The organism is Deinococcus detaillensis, assembly GCF_007280555.1.
In the GTDB taxonomy this organism is placed as follows: Bacteria; Deinococcota; Deinococci; order Deinococcales; family Deinococcaceae; genus Deinococcus; species Deinococcus detaillensis.
The window spans coordinates 14,390-33,295 of the sequence record NZ_VKDB01000022.1; the positions used below are offsets into that span (position 1 = coordinate 14,390).

General features: G+C 58.5%; 23 protein-coding genes and 2 pseudogenes. 18 read left to right on the plus strand and 7 right to left on the minus strand.

Annotation, left to right across the window (positions count from 1 at the left end):
• Window positions 1-169: 169 nt before the first annotated feature.
• A complete protein-coding gene (locus tag FNU79_RS14995) occupies window positions 170-1,399 on the plus strand; it encodes an MFS transporter (protein ID WP_143721623.1) in 1,230 nt (409 codons plus the stop codon).
• Window positions 1,400-1,592: 193 nt separating this feature from the next.
• On the opposite strand, the gene FNU79_RS15000 is transcribed toward FNU79_RS14995, so the two are convergent.
• Complete coding sequence (locus FNU79_RS15000; protein ID WP_225430104.1) at window positions 1,593-2,186, minus strand: nucleotidyl transferase AbiEii/AbiGii toxin family protein; 594 nt, start codon at window positions 2,184-2,186, stop codon at window positions 1,593-1,595.
• A 707-nt stretch (window positions 2,187-2,893) separates the two neighbouring features.
• Window positions 2,894-4,027, minus strand: a complete 1,134-nt coding sequence (locus FNU79_RS15005; RefSeq protein ID WP_143721625.1) for a GGDEF domain-containing protein — start codon at window positions 4,025-4,027, stop codon at window positions 2,894-2,896.
• Between the two features lie 294 nt (window positions 4,028-4,321).
• Here FNU79_RS15005 and FNU79_RS15010 point away from each other — a divergent pair, with 294 nt between their 5' ends.
• The 6 genes from FNU79_RS15010 (at window position 4,322) to FNU79_RS15035 (ending at window position 7,353) form a co-directional block, all read left to right on the plus strand.
• On the plus strand, window positions 4,322-4,699 hold the full coding sequence (locus tag FNU79_RS15010) for a hypothetical protein (protein WP_143721626.1): 378 nt from the start codon (window positions 4,322-4,324) through the stop codon (window positions 4,697-4,699).
• Window positions 4,700-5,065: a type II toxin-antitoxin system RelE family toxin gene (locus FNU79_RS15015; protein ID WP_143721627.1), complete on the plus strand. Its 366-nt coding sequence runs from the start codon at window positions 4,700-4,702 to the stop codon at window positions 5,063-5,065.
• Between the two features lie 279 nt (window positions 5,066-5,344).
• Window positions 5,345-5,827 (plus strand): hypothetical protein, encoded by a 483-nt coding sequence (locus tag FNU79_RS15020; RefSeq protein ID WP_143721628.1) that lies wholly within the window; start codon window positions 5,345-5,347, stop codon window positions 5,825-5,827.
• Window positions 5,828-6,046: 219 nt separating this feature from the next.
• Window positions 6,047-6,475: a helix-turn-helix domain-containing protein gene (locus FNU79_RS15025; RefSeq protein WP_143721629.1), complete on the plus strand. Its 429-nt coding sequence runs from the start codon at window positions 6,047-6,049 to the stop codon at window positions 6,473-6,475.
• A gap of 201 nt (window positions 6,476-6,676) precedes the next feature.
• Window positions 6,677-6,919, plus strand: a complete 243-nt coding sequence (locus FNU79_RS15030) for a type II toxin-antitoxin system prevent-host-death family antitoxin (RefSeq protein WP_143721630.1) — start codon at window positions 6,677-6,679, stop codon at window positions 6,917-6,919.
• A complete protein-coding gene (locus FNU79_RS15035) occupies window positions 6,916-7,353 on the plus strand; it encodes a type II toxin-antitoxin system VapC family toxin (RefSeq protein ID WP_225430105.1) in 438 nt (145 codons plus the stop codon). Before FNU79_RS15030 ends, FNU79_RS15035 begins: the two co-directional genes overlap by 4 nt.
• A gap of 172 nt (window positions 7,354-7,525) precedes the next feature.
• On the opposite strand, the gene FNU79_RS15040 is transcribed toward FNU79_RS15035, so the two are convergent.
• On the minus strand, window positions 7,526-8,131 hold the full coding sequence (locus tag FNU79_RS15040; protein ID WP_143721631.1) for a hypothetical protein: 606 nt from the start codon (window positions 8,129-8,131) through the stop codon (window positions 7,526-7,528).
• Window positions 8,132-8,446: 315 nt separating this feature from the next.
• Between FNU79_RS15040 and FNU79_RS15045 the strand changes: the two genes are divergently transcribed.
• Window positions 8,447-8,824 carry a hypothetical protein gene (locus tag FNU79_RS15045; RefSeq protein ID WP_143721632.1) on the plus strand — a complete coding sequence of 126 codons (378 nt, stop codon included), beginning with the start codon at window positions 8,447-8,449 and terminating at the stop codon, window positions 8,822-8,824.
• 168 nt (window positions 8,825-8,992) lie between these two features.
• On the plus strand, window positions 8,993-10,567 hold the full coding sequence (locus FNU79_RS15050) for a M20/M25/M40 family metallo-hydrolase (RefSeq protein WP_225430106.1): 1,575 nt from the start codon (window positions 8,993-8,995) through the stop codon (window positions 10,565-10,567).
• A 302-nt stretch (window positions 10,568-10,869) separates the two neighbouring features.
• On the opposite strand, the gene FNU79_RS15055 is transcribed toward FNU79_RS15050, so the two are convergent.
• The 4 genes and pseudogenes from FNU79_RS15055 to FNU79_RS19820 form a co-directional block, all read right to left on the minus strand.
• The gene (locus FNU79_RS15055) at window positions 10,870-11,136 is read right to left on the minus strand and encodes a hypothetical protein (protein WP_143721634.1); all 267 of its coding nucleotides are present in this window, start codon (window positions 11,134-11,136) and stop codon (window positions 10,870-10,872) included.
• Window positions 11,137-11,547: 411 nt separating this feature from the next.
• Window positions 11,548-11,988 carry a hypothetical protein gene (locus FNU79_RS15060; RefSeq protein WP_143721635.1) on the minus strand — a complete coding sequence of 147 codons (441 nt, stop codon included), beginning with the start codon at window positions 11,986-11,988 and terminating at the stop codon, window positions 11,548-11,550.
• A 47-nt stretch (window positions 11,989-12,035) separates the two neighbouring features.
• Complete coding sequence (locus tag FNU79_RS15065; protein WP_143721636.1) at window positions 12,036-12,506, minus strand: ParB/RepB/Spo0J family partition protein; 471 nt, start codon at window positions 12,504-12,506, stop codon at window positions 12,036-12,038.
• Window positions 12,481-13,506 (minus strand): annotated as a pseudogene (locus tag FNU79_RS19820) (AAA family ATPase). Before FNU79_RS19820 ends, FNU79_RS15065 begins: the two are co-directional and overlap by 26 nt.
• A gap of 318 nt (window positions 13,507-13,824) precedes the next feature.
• Here FNU79_RS19820 and FNU79_RS19190 point away from each other — a divergent pair.
• The 9 genes and pseudogenes from FNU79_RS19190 (at window position 13,825) to FNU79_RS15115 (ending at window position 18,431) form a co-directional block, all read left to right on the plus strand.
• Window positions 13,825-13,965, plus strand: coding sequence for a hypothetical protein (locus FNU79_RS19190; protein WP_185974742.1), 141 nt, complete (start codon window positions 13,825-13,827; stop codon window positions 13,963-13,965).
• Between the two features lie 45 nt (window positions 13,966-14,010).
• Window positions 14,011-14,229, plus strand: a pseudogene (locus tag FNU79_RS19825) (replication initiator protein A); the annotation flags it as partial.
• 5 nt (window positions 14,230-14,234) lie between these two features.
• On the plus strand, window positions 14,235-14,546 hold the full coding sequence (locus tag FNU79_RS19675) for a replication initiation protein (protein ID WP_143721640.1): 312 nt from the start codon (window positions 14,235-14,237) through the stop codon (window positions 14,544-14,546).
• A 3-nt stretch (window positions 14,547-14,549) separates the two neighbouring features.
• Window positions 14,550-14,819, plus strand: a complete 270-nt coding sequence (locus FNU79_RS15090; RefSeq protein ID WP_143721641.1) for a hypothetical protein — start codon at window positions 14,550-14,552, stop codon at window positions 14,817-14,819.
• Window positions 14,816-15,163: a hypothetical protein gene (locus tag FNU79_RS15095; RefSeq protein ID WP_143721642.1), complete on the plus strand. Its 348-nt coding sequence runs from the start codon at window positions 14,816-14,818 to the stop codon at window positions 15,161-15,163. The genes FNU79_RS15090 and FNU79_RS15095 overlap by 4 nt, the downstream gene beginning before the upstream one ends.
• Window positions 15,164-15,767: 604 nt before the next feature.
• On the plus strand, window positions 15,768-16,718 hold the full coding sequence (locus FNU79_RS15100) for an NAD-dependent epimerase/dehydratase family protein (RefSeq protein WP_143721643.1): 951 nt from the start codon (window positions 15,768-15,770) through the stop codon (window positions 16,716-16,718).
• Between the two features lie 380 nt (window positions 16,719-17,098).
• Window positions 17,099-17,278 (plus strand): transposase, encoded by a 180-nt coding sequence (locus tag FNU79_RS15105; RefSeq protein WP_225430107.1) that lies wholly within the window; start codon window positions 17,099-17,101, stop codon window positions 17,276-17,278.
• Between the two features lie 151 nt (window positions 17,279-17,429).
• Window positions 17,430-17,708 (plus strand): hypothetical protein, encoded by a 279-nt coding sequence (locus FNU79_RS15110; protein WP_143721644.1) that lies wholly within the window; start codon window positions 17,430-17,432, stop codon window positions 17,706-17,708.
• 123 nt (window positions 17,709-17,831) lie between these two features.
• Window positions 17,832-18,431, plus strand: a complete 600-nt coding sequence (locus FNU79_RS15115) for a transposase (RefSeq protein WP_143721645.1) — start codon at window positions 17,832-17,834, stop codon at window positions 18,429-18,431.
• Window positions 18,432-18,906 lie beyond the last annotated feature (475 nt).

Genomic DNA, 18,906 nt, shown 5'->3' on the forward strand with positions numbered 1-18,906 from the left:
TTGTTTGCCTTCGAGCACCAAAGCTGAAGCAGAACCGAGATTCGGGGGTCACGTCAGTCAGCACGCCCGTTCCCGCTGGCCAGATCACCTCGAGATCGCTCCTTCACCAGCGGCGATAGCCGGTTGTCAGAGGCACCCCAGCACAATGTGCCGCTCTATGCTGAGCACCATGCCCGTAACTTCTCCTCCTCATGGAGCACCTAGGCGCTGGTCGGCGCTCGCTGGGCTGGCCACCGGCCTGTTCTTCACCATGGCACCGTGGTTCTCAGCGGCGGCGCTGTTGCCGCAGCTACGCGAGCTGTGGACACTGACCGATGTGGCTTCGGCATGGTTGACCCTGGCTGTCCAACTGGGATTCGTGCTGGGTGCCGTCCTCAGTGCCGCGCTCAACCTCGCTGACCGAGTGACGCCCCAGCGGTTGATCCTGGCGGGCGGCCTCCTCGCAGCCGCGAGTAATTTAGGCCTGCTGTTTGCCAGTGGTCTCGTTCCTGCCACGCTGCTGCGCGCGTTGACTGGGGCTGCATTGGCACTGGTTTACCCTTCGGCACTGAAAGCCATGTCGGCCTGGTTTGTCACTGGACGTGGGGTCGCGCTCGGCGTGATGGTCGGGGGACTGACGCTGGGATCGGCCTTGCCTCACTTGATCAACGGCTTCGGCGGTGCCAATTGGCGCGTGGTCATCGTGACCACCAGTCTGCTGGCGGCGCTCGGCGGCTTGATTGCCGCGCGGGTGGAAGAGGGGCCTTACCGGTTTCCGGCGGCCACCTTTCAGCCAGCCCAGGCCTGGAAGATGCTCAGCGGACGGGGCATGCGGCTGGCCACCTTGGGCTATCTGGGCCACATGTGGGAGTTATACGCCATGTGGGCCTGGTTCGCCGCTTTCTTCAGCCAGGTACTTGCAGGCCCCGCTGATCCTGGGCACCGTGAAGCGGCGTTTGCCACCTTCGCCGTGATCGGCATCGGCGCACTCGGCTGCGCTCTGGGAGGTGTGCTCGGTGATCGGTGGGGCCGGACTCGTCTCGTAATTCTGGCGTTGGCCTGCTCGGGTGGTTGCGCACTGGCCTTGGCTGGGCTGCTGCTGTTGGGCGCTTCTCCGACGGTCTTGCTGGCCGTGAGTCTCATCTGGGGGTTTTGGATCATCGCGGACTCTGCCCAGTTCTCAGCCATCACCAGCGAGATCAGTGATTCTGCTTACGTCGGCACGGCCCTGACCGCGCAGTTGGGACTGGGCTATACCTTGACGGCCGTGAGTATTGCGCTGGTGCCCATCTTGGTGCGTTTGAGCGGCTGGCCAGCGACGTTTGTGTTGCTGGCCCTGGGACCGGTGGTCGGTATTTTCGCTATTCGCCTGTTGTCCGGACTGCCTGAGGCCACTCGAACCGCCGGTGGACGCGGCTGAATGTTCTTGTTGTGAGCACCATCTAGCAAGCCGTCTGTCTTTATGCCGTGCAGGTCGTAGCACCAATCAACGGGCAGGATGACGATTCACAGCGGAGCACCTCTTGGCGGGCGGTGGGATTTCGTCTGTTCAGGCGAGCCGCCGTCCTTCAATATTCCGGCAAGCCGTCCAGTTCGTTCCAGCGCCCCCCTCGCTACTGACCGGCCCGCTGCCCTTCCAGCAACAGTGGATCGTAGAAAGCCCGGAGCAGCATCATCACTTCCCTATACGCGGGAGCGGTCAGACCCGTGCGTCTCAGGTAGTGCTGCCAGCGGGCCGTAAGGGCGGGGTTCGCAGCAAACTCAGCCCCCAGAATGATCGGCACCTGTTCTTGTAGGGTTGCCCGAGCCGCGAGGCTCCGCGTGGGGGCTTCTGCGACCGCTGCGGCCTGAAACGGCTCGGTCGTCAGAATCATCGGCAAGTCGCCAATGTCTTTCATCCGAGTGGTCAATGCGCCGAGTTCGACCAGGGCCGCAAACTTCTCGGTGATGACCGTTTCCAGGGGATAGACCGTCACGGCCACGCGCTCGTCCAGCAGCAGTGGTGGAAAGAAAAGCTTGACAGGAGCGAGCGTGATCACGTTTCCGAACGACACGTCCAGTTGAAGGGTGACCTGTGAGGGACCGGAGATGACCCGCAGCCGGGCCGTGACTCCTGGATACGTCAGGTGCGCATTGATCGGGGCCACCTGAATGCTGGCGGCGTCAAAGCTGAGTCCGTCCCCGAACAGCAGTTCGCACAACGTCACCAACCTAGGAAGCTATTACAAGATGGATTGAATACTGCTTAACGCGCTCTGGATGGGTATTTCCCAGCTGTGCTGAGGCTGTTGTGTATATTCGGCCTCTGGCCGCACCCACAAGGCAAAGTCGTCTCAGGGGTGAGCTTGGGAGCTGTCGCCGTCCAGCTTGAAGCGCATGGTTTCAAAATCCGGCAAGGTGGCCTCTGGAGTGCCATTCAGGTCAAACGCGTGCTCGACAGACACCAAATCTGCAATTTTGGATTCAGTGCATGAATTTGACATTCGCTGAATACCCGGCTATATTAAAGAAATCAAGGCGGCCTTCGGGTCGCCTTTTCTACTGCGTTTGTGGGGCCTTCGCGCTTGTCTGAAACGATGAATGGCGTTTGGCCTGTTATCACGTTAAGCTCATCCTTTGATGACTGGAGTCAGCCTGGCAACCCACACATCCAGGCTGCGCCAGCGCCTAAGCCAGAGCCGAGAAAGAAAGGGTTATTGGAACGGTGGGGGATTGGGAGAAATTGAAGGGCAGAGCCCCCCAGCATTTGAAGCATTTTAAGAATTCCAATTCACTTCTGATTTACTAATCGCTTTCTTTTTTAGAAATAGGGATTCAGGGAGTGACCTTAGCTTTCTTTGCTTACCCGCCTGGGCATTCCTGTGCGCCTGTTTTTTAGTCGATCAAGCGACGCTGGGGCGAACACCCAACCTGTTTACTCTTGGTCGACTTGTGCTGGCAGGTCTAGGCGGGTCAGGCGTCCGTCATCCATAGCGACCCGGACCCCGTTGCGCCCCTGGCGCTTGGCAGCGTATAGGGCTGCGTCGGCGCGGCGCATCACATCGTTCAGGTCTTCCCCGATGACGCACTCGGCCACCCCGAAGCTGGCGGTCAGCCCACCGACTTGGTCGAAGACATGCTGATAGAGGTCTTGTCTCGCAGTCTCGGCCAACGCCTTGCCCCCCTGTTTGTGCACATCGGGCAGCACCAGCATGAACTCTTCACCGCCCCAGCGGGCCATAAACTGCTCGCCGTGAAGGTGCCTACTCACCACCCGGCCCGTCTCACGCAGCACCATGTCTCCGGTCTGATGACCATAGGTGTCGTTGACCTGTTTGAAATGGTCGATGTCGAGCATCACCACGCTGAATTTGCGCCCGGTCCGCATCATACCTTCCAGTTGCTGCTGAGCAGAAAGGCGGTTGGGGAGGCCAGTCAGCACGTCAAGGAAGGCGACGGCGCGGACCTGATCGAGCTGCTGGCGAAGTCGGCCGACGGCGACTTGTACCAGGACCAGCGTCATGCTGGCGATCAGGAACTGCACCACCGACGCCACTATCCGGTAGGTCAGCAGACCGCCCATCTTGAGTGTCCAGAGGTGACTCAGGCAGATCAGCAAGGAAATGACGAAGATGGCAGCGCACACTTGAATGGCGCGGTCTGCGCGGAACGCGACGAAAGCTGTGGCGTACAGCACAGCGAACCAGTAAGAACTTTCGCTGAGCATCTGATGGTGGAGCACAAACCAGAAGAATTGACGGTCAAGTCCCAACAGAAAGTACACCGCCGTCGCCACAAATGAGATACGCGTGGCGAGCGTGACACTCAGCAGATTGAAGGCCACGACTCCGGTTACGACCAGTAAAATGACGGCCAGCAGGGGCAAAGCCACACGGTCAAGCGCGTCGACTTCGCTCCATTGGCTGGCCAGCGCAGCAATGCAGGCCAGCGCCCCGATCGGCCCGAGACACAGGAACACCATCCGCAGCATAGAATTCAGTGCCTGGGCGGTCATGATTTCAGTGCCGGCAGTTTTCTTGTCCGAGCTGACGCTTGAATGTGATTTCACACCAAGAGAGGAGAGCAGGCCTTTCACGAATAGAGTTTCGTAAAGGGGAAAGGTGCCTGCCAGTAGAAGAGAAGTCGGTCATTCCATAGATGGATCTGCATTGACTGTCTCGTCTCGAACATGTCATTTCTCCTAATTCCTTCCCAGAATAACCTTTGATGCGGTGGTCTGAACGGTTGTCTTAACTTAACTGGCATTACGGTAGGGGGATTCGCGCCCTTTCTGCTCTCAATATAATAACAGGTAATGTTATTAAAATAAAGTATCTGTTATTTTTCATGCTACTATCTACACATGACACGTGCAGATGAATACAACGCCGTGACGGAAGCTCCGAAGGCGGTACGGGTGCAGCTCGCCCGACTGGGCATCAATCAAGCCGAGTTGGAGCGGCGCTTAGGTGTCAAGCCGAGCGTGGTAAGCCGAGCGCTTAACGGCTCACCTTTGGATCAGCGCTCAACAACTTGGCCAGCCATGCTTGAGGAGCTGGGCTTAGAGGTGGTGATTCGGCCCAAAGACAAAGCCAGCACTGCTGAGTTTGACGCTGCTGAAACAGCCGCCGTACTCGCTGACCACCCGGAGATTCTGGAGCGCTTGAAGCGCCTAGAGCGTGATGAAGAAGAGTTCTTTCCCATCGAAGAAGTGGCCGCAAAGTACGGCGTCAAACTCTGAATGCCCCCAAAGAAGAAGTCAACAAAGCCGACCAGTACGTTGCCAGAAGTGGAAGCGGTCACGATTTACCGACTGATTTTCACAGCTTCAGCTCGTGGCGACGTGGGAGAGATCAGCGACGTAAGCACGCGGGCCGCCGTCTTGAAGCGTGTGGCCGGGCTGAACACCGAGCCGACCAGACAGGGCAAAGCTCTAGGGGATGACCTTAAAGGCCTCCGAAGTGTGCGAGCTGCTGGCCAGCGCTACCGCGTGCTGTACCGCGTCTTTGAAGAGGCGGGCCGCGTGGTGATCGTAGTGGTGGGCATCCGGCAGGAAGGCAGCAAAAAAGACGTGTACAAGGTGGCCAGCAAGCGGCTGGGTACATAACGCTGTAAAGAAGTGAGGCCACCCAGCCGGACGACGTGAAACGACAGATCCCGGCTACTGCCGAGCCGAGGGCCGCACAGCTGCACGCGCCGCCGGTCACGACGTTTCCTGACGGTATTCACGCCCCTCCGTGGTACATGATCAGGCGAACGGCACAGCCCAAGGAGGACACCGAGAATGCATAGATCACACCGGTTTTTACAGCACCGTTTCATGAGAACCCTGTCCATTGGCCTGCTGCTCAGCGTCTCGGCTCAGGCCACGTAGTACGTGGTCAAGATGACTGACGCCCGCTTTCAGCCCAACATGTTCCGCCTTTCCTTGAATGGGCGAACGGTCGCGCTGACCAACAACGAGAGCAGCAGCGTGAACTTGACGCCACTGGTCAAGGCAGGCAAGAACACCCTGATTATCGACTCCACTCCCGGCGAGAACACCGATGCTTACACCAATGTCGTGCTGACACTCGGCGCGGGCGAGAACGGGAAATGGCGCACCCTTTACAAGCAGGAGGTGGGCCAGGGGTCCACGGCAGGCCGCACCGAGTACGCCTTTGTGGCGACCCCTGATCCGTCCCCCAAGGCGGGACCAGTCAGCGTGAGCGCGAAGTTCAAAAGTTTCCAGCCCGCCGAATTTAAAGTGACGCTCAACGGTCAGGCCATCACGACGCTGACCGCCAACGGCAGCGCGGAATTGACGCCGTTTCTTAAGCCGGGCAAGAACCTGCTGACGGTCAAGTACAAACGGGGCAAGCCCAGGTAAGCAACCCGAATCTTTGCCGGTATCAATAAGGGGCTTCACTCAGCAGTGAAGCCCCTCAGATGATCTCAGGCAGGTTAAATTGGTGCTGACTTACCCGCTGAAGCTCCTCTCAAGCCGGGGGCTTGGACACCACCCACACTTCCACCTCCCTCTTCGGTACCTCGTTGAATTGACCTTTCCGAATTTGCACCACTTGCAGCTTTTGCGGTATCGTGAAGGATGACTCCAGCACGTCACGAACCCCACGCCCTGCTGACCATCGCCGAGGTCGCTCAGCTTCTCCACTTGAGCGACGACACGGTACGTCGCCAGATCAAAGAGGGTGATCTTCCGGCGATCCGTTTAGGCACCACACCCAAAGGCCGCGCACGTTACCGGGTCGCTCAGGACGTGGTGGCGCGGTTGCTGGCCGGTCACGCGCAGCCGCCTGTGCCAGCGCCCCTCCTCGCTTCTGAGCGTCTGCAAGCGGTCTTCGCCGAACTCAGTGATGAGCAGCAGGAGGCGCTGGTTGCTCAGGCCATTGAGTGGGCGCGGCGAGATCAGCTTGCTCCTTTTTCGGTAAACCGTTCACCGGAACCCAGCCGCGCTGAAATTGAACGCCGCTTCGCATCTTCTAAAGTGCTGGCGGCTGAGCGAAACGGTGGCTGAACCGCTACGACTGGTCGTTGACATTCAGGTGCTCCTCAGTGGTGAGGCCCCCCGCATCGTCTGCGACAGGAGGCGCAACAGGTCTGAACTGACTTGCCGATTCGGCTGAAACTCTGCACCGACGCGCCAAACAGTTAACGGTGTAGTCCTGGTCAGGGGAGTTGATTTACTTTGTAGTATTGTTGCTACAAAGGAGCAACCATGACCAGAATGAGTGCCAGAGAGTTCAATCAACAAGTCAGTAGAGCCCGCCAGGCCGCGCTTGAGGATCCGGTCTTCATTACTGAGCGGGGACAGCCCAAGCATGTCCTGCTGAGCATTGAGGCTTATGAAGCCCTGACCGGCAATCACCGCCCCATTGCCGATCTCCTGCACTTGGAGGAGGATCTGGAGCTTGAACTTCCCAAGGCTTCAGGGTTAGCACGCGCCGCAGAGTTCGATTGAACGGCATTCTGCTGGATACCAACGTCATCTCGGAACTGCGGAAAGTGAATGCTGGTCGAGCTGATCCACAGGTGGCGCAGTGGGCCGCTGGAGTGCAGACGAGTCAACTGTATCTGTCGGTCATCACCGTTCAGGAACTGGAGATGGGCATTTTGCTCAGGGAACGCCGGGACACGCAGCAAGGAGCCGCCTTGCGGTTGTGGTTTGAGCGGCAGGTGTTGCCCACCTTCGCAGGGCGAATTCTCCCTGTGACGCTGGCCGTGGCGAGGCAGTGTGCGGCCCTGAACCTTCCAGATCCGAAGCCAGAACGAGACGGGCTGATCGCGGCCACGGCGCTGGTTCACAACCTGATGATGGCCACGCGCAACACCAAAGACTTTCAGGGCACTGGGGTTCAGTTGCTCAATCCTTGGCAGTCCGACACAATCCATTGAACGAGAGATCGCAGGCCAGTGAACGCGCACAGCACCGCCGCCGTGAGGGAAGGGAGCAAAGGAAAAAGGCAACCCGGAGGTCGCCTTTGATTTCTTTAACATAGCGCCGTATGCGCGTCGAGTCAAATGTATTCGCTCGATTCCTTGCACAAGCGGGTCAGGCCTAACCGAACTAGGACTCAGGAGCGGTCGCCGACACTGCTCTAGACACTTTGCCGACCGCGCACATCTTGGCATTCTTCATGACTAGGCGCTGGCTTTGTGGGCGGTACTCACCCTCCAGTCGGAAGGTTTTAGATTTGCGCGGCAGCGTCTTCAGCGCGTCCAGCGAGGCCCAGACCTGCAAAGCAAAGGCTTCTTGCATGACGCCTTTGTCATTCGGCTCGATGTTGACCTCCAAGTATCCTTCCTCACTGTCCACGCTGATGAGCCGACCCGCCGCAATGAAATGAAAGCCCAGCTTGGGGGCTTCTGAGCTGATGGGCTTGTATTTGCCGAGTTCGAGGAGACTGACCCGGCCACCATCGGTGCGGGGCCACAATTCGACCTGAAGAAGCTGGTCAGCGGCAGGCGGGGCCATTTCAAAAGCCTGGCGTCTTCCGGCAGACACCAGCAAGGCCACGGTCTTATCGCCCACGGTCAGGGTTGCACCCTCTTCAGAGAGCTGAAGAAAGCCCTGGGCGTGGATGCTGGCGAAGAAGGGCAGGAAAAAGGGCTTTCTGGGCTTCTGAGCTTGGGGCTGCTCCGCTGGCGTGTCGGTCGGCTGTGGCTTGGTCATGGGGAGACCTCCTTGAATCCCGGAAACTATAGCGGGGCCAGCGCTCAAAAGGCATTACAGGCAGGTGCCTGCTCAGCGAAGGCGTGCAGGCACCTCTCCCCGGCTGGGTCCCAGATACATTCTGTCACCGATCGGCGGCGGACCTCATGGACAGCATCTGCTCAGTACGCACGCCTGAACCCTGAGCAAGCCGGTTCAGGCATCGTTCATGGGTCGTTCAGGGGCTCCCACGCATACTTCCCCCATCAAAGGAGAGCGCACCGGACAGACCGCCGAACCACCACCTCCGACTTTCCGCACACAAGGAGAACCATCATGCGTAACCTGATCACGTTGACCGCCCTGACCGCCCTCAGCCTCTTGAGCGCCAGCCACGCCCAGAGTGTTCGGAGCGCCATTCCTTCCCGCATCAACACCGCCACCGCTCTGGAGCCGGTCACCACTGAACCACTCAATACCGTCATCCATCCCTATACCGAAGTCCAACCGCCTCTCGCTGCGCCGCGTTGGTGCCGTTGGTTCAAGATGGGGGTGCCTGCGCTTCCTGTCGGCGGGTGGTATGTAACCACCACCTACAACATGTGGGAAGGAGAATACTGGGTTCTCCACTGCCGTGCTGCCACTGGCTTCAGCATGGCCCAACCCGCGAAAGTGGAGATGCAGATGGTACAGGACGTCATCAAGCTGCCCTGATCTGCACAGTCTCCACGCTCACCTCGCAATGGGTGGGCGTTTTCCTGTGAGAGCACACCGACGTCACAGGCGGCATTTCGGCAAGTTGAAGCGGCTGCTATGCTGCCCGTTATGCCTGCCGAATTTTCTGCGCGTGACCTCACCATCGAACTCGTGAACGCCGCGAGCGTGACCCATTCCCCGGGTGAAGTGGCCTTCCCAGACACTCTCCTGAACATCCTTGGACGCCTGCCCTACTTCCAAGCCAACCCACACGACCTCTGGACGGAGCAGATCGACAACGATCCGTTCGGACGCCGCAACGTCTATGCCTTGGTGCGCGGAACCGGTCCCAACACAGTGGTTCTCACCGGGCATTACGACGTCGTGCCTGTCTCGAACTATGGCCCCCACGCCGACGTTGCCTTCGATCCGGAGGCCCTGCTGCCGCGCCTGATTGCAGACCTGCGCGTCAACGCCCGCAGTGAGGCTGAGCGCCGCGCCCTGCACGACCTTGAGAGTGGTGACTTTTTGCCTGGACGCGGCGTGCTGGACATGAAATCTGGTCTGGCTGCCGGCATGGTGGCGTTGGCCGGGTTCGCCCAACAGAAACAGCGCAGTGGCAACCTGCTGTTCTTGGCTGTGGCCGATGAGGAAGTGAGTTCGCACGGCGCGCGCTGGGCGGCCCCTGCCCTTGCGAACCGGGCGGAACGCGAGGGGTGGGCGCTGCGGCTGGTGATTAACCTGGACGCGACCGGCGACAACGGTGACGGCAGCGAAGGGCAAGCGGTTTACATCGGTACCGTCGGGAAGCTTCTCGTCTCTGCTTTCGTGGTAGGCGTCGATACCCATGCCGGGTACGCGCTGGACGGTGTGAACGTCAACTTCCTCACCAGTGCACTGGCCCGCGCTTTCGAGTGCAATCCGGCCCTGACGGATCACAGTGACGGCGTCACGGGAACCCCGCCCACCATCCTCAAGCAGCAGGACCTCAAAACCGTCTACGACGTGACCACACCTGCCCGGGCGTGGCTGTGTGTCAATGCCCTGACGCACGGCATGGAAGCGCAGGCGGTTCTGGAGAACTTCACGGCAGTGGCCAAGACCGCTCTGGGTGAGGCCCTGCAGACTCTCCGTGACCGGGCTGAAGCGCTTGGCAACCATCAAAGCGCCGCCCACGGAGCCACGCCCCTGGTTCTGACCTCCGCACAGGTGCTGGATCAGGCCAGAATCAACACACCAGATTTCGACGAGGCGTATGCGAGGTTCGAGCTGACCCTCGACCCGCACCTCGACTATCCGACCCGGAGCGCACAGCTGACGGCGTGGTTGTGGGACGCGTCGGGGCTGCTCGGACCGGCGGCTGTTCTGGGGTTTGCCTCACTGCACTACCCGAACACCACACTGAGGACCGGCGAACCCAGCGTGGCGGCTACGCTTGATCTCGTCCGCGAAACCCTGCGTGAGGAGGAGGGACGGCTCGGGGTGCACATCGCGGAGCGGGCTGTATTTACCGGCATCAGTGACATGAGCTGGTTTGGGCAGACAGACCCGGCCGACATTCAGTTCGTGAACGCGAACACACCGGTCACCGCAGCGCACATTCATGCGCCGCCGGCGGGCTTGCCGTGCATCAACCTGGGGCCGTGGGGCCGCGACTATCACCAGTGGCTCGAACGCGCATACGCTCCGTATTGTTTCATTACCCTGCCGCACCTTCTGGGCACCCTGGCACAGGCTTTTCTAAAGCAGGGTTCCGAATAGGCTCTAAGTGTTGTATGGTCTGTTCTCGCTGTAAGACAAGTAAGTGCCCTCACTCTCCACCCGGTCAGGCCTGTCGAGCAATCAGTGATGGTGCGCCTGACGACGATGTTGCCCATCGAGTCCCACGCTCAATACAGTGCTGCTGGGAAATTGGCATGCGGGTTAGCTAGAAATGGCGGGTATGGATTGACGGAATTGACGCCGGAGATGGGTGGAGTGAAAGCTATAGTCTCAGGATACTTAGGCAGGCGGGTACGCCATCAATTTATCTAGGGGCATTGGTCTGCGGCGGCTTGGAAGTCTTACGCGGCATCAGCAGCAGAGATGATTTTAATCAATTCAGGATCGGCGGACTGGGTGTTCGGGAGCATCAAGTCGCTGACCTCGCCGTCGTCCATGACTTCTTCGGCGTTGAGCCAGTCGCTGCACACCGCCACGGCGGCCCGACCAAGCGCCACGGCGGGCTTGTCGGAGAAGGTGGCCGCCGCGATCTGCTGCAATTTCACCTGCACCGCTGCCAGGGCCACCCGAACGATCTTGGCATCACTCAGCGAAAGGCGCAGACTCACCGTCTACCAACTCTCCTCAGGGGATTCGTCACGGCTTTCTTTTGCACCTTGAGGGCTTGCTGACTGGTGCGGCAGATGTCGGCTTTAAGGGCCTTACTTTCGAGCATCTCCTCAACTTGGGCGCGGTTGGCATTGGCCTAAACGGCATTCTGAGCAAACGCCTGCAGGCGTCCGGGGTTCTCACGTGACAGCCGCTTACGGTCCTAGCCGAAGCCGTTCTCGCCGCCAATGCGGAAGAGATCACCTTGAGGGCGTCACTGATGATTTTGTCGTGGACAGCAGTGTGGCCGCCTTTGGAGAGCAGAAGTTGCATACGGCCGCGCCAGGCCGAGAAGAAACCTGCCTCACGGGACAAATATACATTCTATCTTCTCAGTGCGGGTGTGGCACTGAGAAGATACGATCTACGCCTCAGCCCAGCAAGCGCTCGAATTCCCCCAACAGACGCTCAAGATGAGTCTGCTCGCCGGTGCTCAGTGAGCGCCCCTCCAAGGCATGTTTGAGACGCTGCAAACGCTTCAGGTAGCCTGACGGGGGCACTTCAGCTTGCTTGGCCCAGGCCGCCAGCTCCTGCCGGGAGCGCCATGTACCGCCGGGCGCACCCAGGAACACCATTGCCTCCTCCTGACGCTCCTGGGGCGACAAGGCCAGCGAGTACGGCATTCCCGAACGCACGGCGGCCTGCAACGTTTCGGGCAGAGTGTAGACTCGCATGCGGTTGGTGTAGAACGACAGCCAGGGCATGCCGGTTACGTCCTGGATCAGCTGAGTAGCGCTGCGGTGCGGCTCAGAGAAGTTTGCTTGCCCCGCTTTGTGCTGGGTACGCATCTCGCCGAGCAACTGACGCGTCACCTCGGCTGGCTGACCCGCTCGGCCGCTGTTCAGCGCCACCAGCCGCACTACCCCTCGGTCTGCTCGAAGAGGTTCACGTCCTCGCGGCGCAGGTTCTCGTCGAGCACCGCCCGTACCACCTGAGCGTCGTCGTAGTCGCGGACGATAGCGGGAATGGCCGAGCGGTCCAGTCGCTGGAAGGCAGCCAGACGCCGGTGACCGAGCACCACCTGGTAGCGTCCAGATGGCCCGACGGGGCGTACCGTGATCGGCTGGTAGAGGTCTTGAGCCTCGATTGAGTGGGCCAGGGCCTCCACCGCCTGCTGATCTACCGTGTAGCGGTACTGGAAGAGACTCGGGTCGAGGTCGCAGAGGGGAATCCAGAAGGCTACTAGGTCTTCCCCACCGGCGGCCAGTTCAGTGGACTGCACCGGGAGGAGGTGACCGGTCGACACGTTCACTGGCGTGGCGGAAACACCCACCTGACTGCGGCGGCCCGTGAGTGCCTGGCGTTTACTCGGCACGCTGCATGACCTCACTCAGCACGGCCCGCAGTTCGTTGGCACTGACGCTGTTCGGCTCCACCAGCACCAGCGGCACCCACAGTCTCGGGGCCTGGTTGAAACGCTCAGCCTCGCTGACGTAGGCTTCCAGCAGGTACGGCGCGAGTTCCGGGCGTTGGCGAATGGTTTCCCGGATCTCGGCGTGCATGATGGTCCTGGGATTACCGAAATTCATGGCCAACCCGGCGATGCGCAGATAAGGATTGAATTCCAGGTACTGATCAACCAGCGTCATGAGCCGCTCCAGGCCGTCGAGCCCCAGATCGCTCTTGGTGAACGGCGAGATCAGCGAGTGCCCGGCCATCAGGGCATTGCGCGTCAGCGGCCCCAGGTTGGGCGGCGTGTCAATCCAGATCTCGTCGATGTCTGAGCGCACTGTGCTCAGCGCCGTGATCGCTTCGCGCAGGGCGTATTCCACTGGCTTGGTGCGGTGGAAATTGGCGCGCTCGAGATCTTGCAAGTCGTTGTGGGCCGGGACCAGCAGGAGCCGTCCCAGCATTTCGCCGTGGCCGTTGTGACCGGTGTGAGGCACGGGTTGGAGCAGGTCGGTTCAGAGAGTGTGCCATCTTTCCTGAAACTGCGGGTGATGGCGTCCCAGCTGCAGTTCGTCGTCAAGCATTTGTGCAGTGGTGCGGCTGGGGTCTACCGATAATCCCAGAAAAGTGGCAAGGTGGCCTTGCGGATCGAGGTCGATCAGGAGCACCCGGCGGCCTGCCTGAGCCCACAGGGTAGCCAGATTGACGGTGAAGGTGCTTTTCCCTGCGCCCCCCTTGGCGTTGGCCACCACGTAGACGTGGGGACCTCGCAACACCCCACTGAAGGCCAACCAGTCGCGCCCCCGCACTCGCCACTGGGCCCCGACCTTGTAACCCCGCAGATCCTGCGCTTCAAGTTTGCGGGTCAACGTCCGCTCGCTGATCTGAAATGCCTCGGCCAATTCGCGCAAGGTGTACATCTTGCCAGGATCAATGTACATGTCTGAGGTCTTGACATTTCAGACATGTATTTGCAAGTTATTGTCCTTTTTGTCAATTTTCAAGGCCCATAATACTTGGGGGGAAGGGTCAAAAAGAAGCCCGTAATACTTGGGGGATAAGTGTAGCGAGCAGCCCGTAATACTTGGAGGAAATGAGGGGAAAAAGCCCGTAATACTTGGGGGAAACATGATGCTCAATGCTGTCTGACACGCGAACTGCTTCCGACCTTATTGTTGTACAACAATCTCTAAATCTCTAAAAACAACAAAGAGGAGAACAACACAGCTTTTCAAAAATGGTTATAATGAAGGTCAGCCATGATAGACAACGCCGCTCCCCTGCTTCTCCCTCCATTGCCCACCCAAGCTGAAGGGCGGGCCAGCTACGACGAGGCGAACGTGTCACGGCTGGGACTGATTAGCATTCAGGAATGCATCCCGGAGGACTACACCAGTTGAAGTGTCGAGTTTTCCAGAGAGGGGCGGCCGTCCCGCTTGCAGTGTGTGGCGTCTGCAGAGTACGGCGGGGTGCCGCACGGCCTTGACGGCGACGTGGTGATGGCCCTGACCGATCTCTACATCGAGCAGGGCGCACCCGAGGACGGCAAGATCCGCACTAGCGCGTACGCGTTGCTCGGACGCGCCGGTCTTGGCGACGGTGGGCATTACTACGCTGTGCTGAGGCGCAGTCTGCACCGCCGGCGTTTCGCAGGGTATTCGGCCAGCGAATGCTGGCGCGAAGCCGAGCGCGAACGCTGGATCACCGTGACGTTCACCTACCTGGCGGGTCTGAATTTAGCGCCGAGGGCGGGGAGTTGCGGCTCGGGCGCAGCAGTGAACTGGAGATTGCACTGGCCGAGCCGGTTGTGCGAAGTATCCGTGCGTCGTACCTCAAACCGCTGGACTATGATTTTTTGCGGTCGCTGTCCCAGCCACTAACCCGGTCCCTTTTCCGGTTGCTCGATGCCCGGCGCTACGATCCACTCAACCTCATCAATGCGTTGCCCTCGCTCCGCGCTGGTTTGATCGAGCGCGGCTAACTCATGAGTGTCATCTATGAGGGCAAGGGCAGTCAGGAGGTCTTGGTTTACCATTTTCAGGACCCACCGAGAATGGGACCGCAGGAGCCGAGATATAACGTCAATCATCCGCTGCTGCAACGCATGGTTGAGTGCCGTATCTCAACACCGGTGGCGGTGAGGCTGCTTTCACAGCTCAGCGAAGAGCATGTGATCCGCCGCTTGCGACTGGCGGATCAGATCCTGGCCAGCGGCTTTTCTCCCAAAAACTCCGGTGCTTTCTGGTTGACGTGATCAAGGATGCGGCTGGGAAGTACGCGGGTGGGGTGTTTCCGGCGGTCACCAAAACAGTTCAGGTCATCAAAGAGGAGCGCGGCCAGGCTGACGTTGTTCAGGTAGTCCCTATGGAGGAAAAGCTGCCGAGGACACCAGCTGAGCAAGCGGCCGACGCGCTCTCGCTCCTGAAGCTGATACTTCATGCCAGCTTCTCAGCGGCCGAGTATGAACAGCTGGAGCGCTATCTGTCGTTGCCGGACGTGAGTGCTCAGGCGGTTGGCCGCGAGGGGCTGACCGCCAAAACGCGCGGCTCAATGGTCCGGTTTACTCATGAACTTCGGACTCTGGTAAGTATCCCGTAACACTTGGCGAAGCGGGTGTATACCGGTATACATTTTGTCTTGGGTTCTGGATGCAGGCCGCAAGCAGTTACTTCCGGGTGATGCTACGTACTGGGGCGCTTTTGATCTGCCGCATATTTTTGATGACTTTCATGGACACTCTGCTTGTTGAAGTGCCCCCAAAACACAGGATCAGCAAGCAAGTTACTTCTAGAGCATTTGTCCGAATGGATGCCTGAGCGTGCTCTTTGCTCAGGCATCCATTCTCCCAAACGCTCTCTCTATTTCGCTCCCGTTGGTCGGTCAAAAAAAGCTTCTTTTTTGACAAATGCTCTAGGGCCGACCCACCTTCCTGGAACACCAACTCACAAAAAACAGCCGCTTTGCACGGCTCAGGTCAGCTCGATCTCGCTGGCGTCCGATAAGGTCAATTTGAGGGTGCGGGACACGCGTCGTCCGCCCTTGACTTTGGTGCACACGCCGAGCAGGCAATAAGGAAGCACAACTGCGCCCGAACTGTAGTACCGGGGGAATCGGTGGCAGCTAGGCTCTATCATTAGAGTGTTGGAAGCCATGTTTGTCTAGTTTTTATGTCCTGTTTCGTATTTCTTATATGCTATATGGCATGCATCGTATGTTAATCAGCGGCGGCGCGGGATTCATCGGCAGTCATGTGGCCCGTCGTGCTCAAGCAGCTGGATATCACGTCACTGTGATTGACAACTTATCGAGTGGCAAGATGGAAAATTTGCCAGAAGGTGTAACTTTCGTTCATGTAGACGTACGCGACCGGGCAAGCGTATTAGACGCGGTGATGGCTGCCGCGCCGGATGTGATCAGTCATCAGGCGGCGCAGGTGAGCGTTTCCGAGAGCGTCCAAGATCCACACTTCGATGCGGCAGTCAATATAATTGGCTTGTTGAATGTGCTCGAAGCGGCACGACAGGCGGGAACCCGGCGAATCGTGTTTGCTTCATCCGGCGGTGCCATTTACGGCGAGGTGCCGGAAGGGCAGCGGGCGCAGGTAGAGTGGCAGGCCTCGCCAATCAGCCCGTACGCAGTCAGCAAGCTCGCAGGGGAGGGTTATCTGCAAGCGTACCGGGCGCAGTTCGGGCTGGAGTTTACCTCGTTGCGGTACGCCAACGTCTACGGACCCAGACAGAATCCGCACGGTGAGGCGGGCGTGGTGGCAGTGTTCGTCAACAGACTCCTCGCCGGGCAGGCGCTGCAAATTAACGCCATGGAAACGCTGGACGACGACGGTTGCATCCGGGATTACGTGTACGTTGCGGACGTCGCGCGAGCGAACATCCTGGCGGCGGCGGGGGTCTTACCGGATGTGATCAATATTGGTACCGGCATACCGGTTAGCACCCGGACGCTGGCAGAAACAATAGCGGAACTCGGCGGACTGAAACTGGAACTGATGACAGGGCCGCACAGAGCAGGTGATATTAAGCACTCGCAGATTGACCCGGCGGTGTGTGAGCACTTTCTCGGAGAAATGACCGCGTTGCGAACCGGACTGGTGGCGACGATTGAATCGTTTCGGGCGGCACTCGCCACCCCATTTTGAACCTGCGGGGCAGACCTCATCTCTGTCGCCAGTGGTACTTCGCTTTCAGGAAAGCAGCTTGGCTGCCAGGATTTGATGCATTCCTGCTGACCTACTGAGAAAGTGGGGACAAGTCCCGTCCAGGGCTCGTGGGGCGTATATCAATAATCTGAGTAATATTTAGATTTCCTAAAAGTAACTACTCAGCAGGAGAAATCGGGCATCATCACGTCACAGCGAAAAATGCTGAATAGACCCTGCCAAACATTCAAGCCTTGCCTGCGTAAAGTCGAAACATAGCTCCGAATCAGAGCGAATCCGTGGGCACTGGGCAATGCTCTAAGAAATCCTTCCAAAAACGTCCGCCCACTTGCGAGGGTGGGGCACACTGGAGGGAAGTTATGAGAAAACAACGAAAAAAGTGGCCGACCGAGACCAAAGAGCAGATCGTGCTGGCTATACTCGGTGGCCAGCTCAACGTGGCAGAGGCGGCCCGGCAGCACGGCGTCAATGAAAGCCTGATTCACATTCGGAAAGATCAATTTCTCGAGGCAAGCCGTACACCTTTAGCAAGAGACTAAACGGATGACCGTCACGGTGAACTGGAATGCGAGAACGAGCGCCTCAAGGTCTTGGTCGGCGAGAAGGGATTCTGACATCTTGCAGTTTGCAAAAAGGCTGTCCAGCACGGGTTTAAGCCTCAGTATGAGGGTATGAAAGCAAAAGAACCCCATGCTGAACACTGTTCAGGTGCTGCTCTGCCTCTCTGTCGCCGCATCTGGGCAACCTCAGCCGACCCGTGCCACGGTCAAGTCGCCCGCTGCGCTGAGCCGATTTTTCAATCTCTACACCTGGAGCACTACCTCAGCGATGCGGGCCATGCCTACTCACGCTCTGAAGCAATTACGCAGCTATAGAAAAGCCTGTAAGGATCGTCCACCACGCATCGAACTGATCGTCGATCAGACCTCTTTGGGCAAAGAAGGGAAGTTCGAGGGTCTCGGCGACTAGATGCACACCCCGAATTTGCTACATGATGTCCATCTTATGGTGATCTACCTCTGCTGCTGTGATCTGCGCTTACCCTAGTCGTTTCTGGTCTGGCGAGGGAAAGGTTAGCCCTCACCAACCCAGTTGGCGCTCAAGCTCCTGAAAGGACTTCCAGCGGAAGTCCGCGACAGCAGCAAGACGATTCACCTGCTCGCAGACAGTGGGTTCAGCAGCAAGGATTTCATCAAAGGTGTCATCGCCTTAAATTTTGCTGGGTTCATCGGTATGCGGGGCGACCGCAAAACCAGCACTGGCCAGAAGCTTCGAGAAATTACGACCCCAGGCCGGAAGATCCAACTTTATGATCTGCCGGGCGTAGACCTCTGGGTAAGCTGGGTCTGGTTTACAGCCAAGAAAGGCGATGCTCAGGAGCAGCGATTGAGGAGTGGCGTGGTCAACCGCGTCCGTTCACGACGATTTATCGTGTCAACGGTCTCACGGATGGGTCGGGCCATCAAGGGTACGGGCAGACTACACTGGAAAATTGAAGCCCTCTTCAAAACCCTTAAGAGTCGCTTCGGTTTGGGTAAGTTCGGCCAATACAGCAAATTGGGAGTGCTGCGCCATGGTTGCCTGAGCCTGTTGAGCTATTCTGAGTGGTTAGATCGCCCGAATACGGGCTATCCAACGTGGCCGAACTGGGGCGCATTGGCACAGCAGGTGAGACGGAAATTCTCCACCTAGGTGCGGCTCACAGAGCTTCCTGATGAAGTAGATCAGATATGTGCCGTGCAGGATCTGCTTCTCCGCCTTAAAACCTAAACCACAAGATGTCAGTAATCCTAAATTGTGTATAATATGATACTATACCAATTCGCAAAAGGTTCTGCTGTGAGCGTTTGGCAGTAAGTTCTCAGGGTTTCTCCCGTGAAATGACCTTATCCTTTCGTTCCTTGGAGTTATCTTGATCAGCAGGTTACATCCTTCGATTCAAACTCGCTCTCGCTCCCGCCTCTTCAACTTACTGGCGTGGAGTGACCTTGCCCTCGCAATTGGAATGAGCGTTATGGGTGCCTTATTGTTCTCCTATGACAGAGTTTGGGTAGCGTTGTGCATATGGTTGATCTCCAGCTTGATAGCTTGGATACTGACTAGAGGGCCCCGACGCACGCTAGCTCTCGATCCTTATGCCCGAGCTGTGAGCACACCTCTTTTGACT